The sequence below is a fragment of the Streptomyces sp. NPDC001536 genome (assembly GCF_042894505.1).
In the GTDB taxonomy this organism is placed as follows: Bacteria; Actinomycetota; Actinomycetes; order Streptomycetales; family Streptomycetaceae; genus Streptomyces.
The window spans coordinates 1-1,052 of record NZ_JBIAVQ010000052.1; the positions used below are offsets into that span (position 1 = coordinate 1).

A 1,052-nucleotide genomic window follows, 5' to 3' on the forward strand; every position below is an offset into this window, starting at 1 on the left:
GTGGCGAAGCTGAGAACTTAAGCGCCAGTAAACGGCGGTGGTAACTATAACCATCCTAAGGTAGCGAAATTCCTTGTCGGGTAAGTTCCGACCTGCACGAATGGCGTAACGACTTCTCGACTGTCTCAACCATAGGCCCGGTGAAATTGCACTACGAGTAAAGATGCTCGTTTCGCGCAGCAGGACGGAAAGACCCCGGGACCTTTACTACAGTTTGATATTGGTGTTCGGTTCGGCTTGTGTAGGATAGCTGGGAGACTGTGAACTCTGGACGCCAGTTCAGGGGGAGTCGTCGTTGAAATACCAGTCTGGTCGTGCTGGATGTCTAACCTGGGTCCGTGATCCGGATCAGGGACAGTGTCTGATGGGTAGTTTAACTGGGGCGGTTGCCTCCTAAAGAGTAACGGAGGCGCCCAAAGGTTCCCTCAGCCTGGTTGGCAATCAGGTGTTGAGTGTAAGTGCACAAGGGAGCTTGACTGTGAGACCGACGGGTCGAGCAGGGACGAAAGTCGGGACTAGTGATCCGGCGGTGGCTTGTGGAAGCGCCGTCGCTCAACGGATAAAAGGTACCCCGGGGATAACAGGCTGATCTTCCCCAAGAGTCCATATCGACGGGATGGTTTGGCACCTCGATGTCGGCTCGTCGCATCCTGGGGCTGGAGTCGGTCCCAAGGGTTGGGCTGTTCGCCCATTAAAGCGGTACGCGAGCTGGGTTTAGAACGTCGTGAGACAGTTCGGTCCCTATCCGCTGCGCGCGCAGGAATATTGAGAAGGGCTGTCCCTAGTACGAGAGGACCGGGACGGACGAACCTCTGGTGTGCCAGTTGTTCTGCCAAGGGCATGGCTGGTTGGCTACGTTCGGGAGGGATAACCGCTGAAAGCATCTAAGCGGGAAGCCTGCTTCGAGATGAGTATTCCCACCCACTTGATGGGGTAAGGCTCCCAGTAGACGACTGGGTTGATAGGCCGGATCTGGAAGCCCAGTAATGGGTGGAGGTGACCGGTACTAATAGGCCGAGGGCTTGTCCTCAGTTGCTCGCGTCCACTGTGTT

The 1,052-nt window shown here is 56.1% G+C and carries 1 rRNA gene; it reads left to right on the forward strand.

Features of this window, described 5'->3' with window-relative positions:
* Positions 1-1,030 (forward strand): 23S ribosomal RNA (locus ACFY0U_RS45690); the annotation flags it as partial.
* Positions 1,031-1,052: the final 22 nt, after the last annotated feature.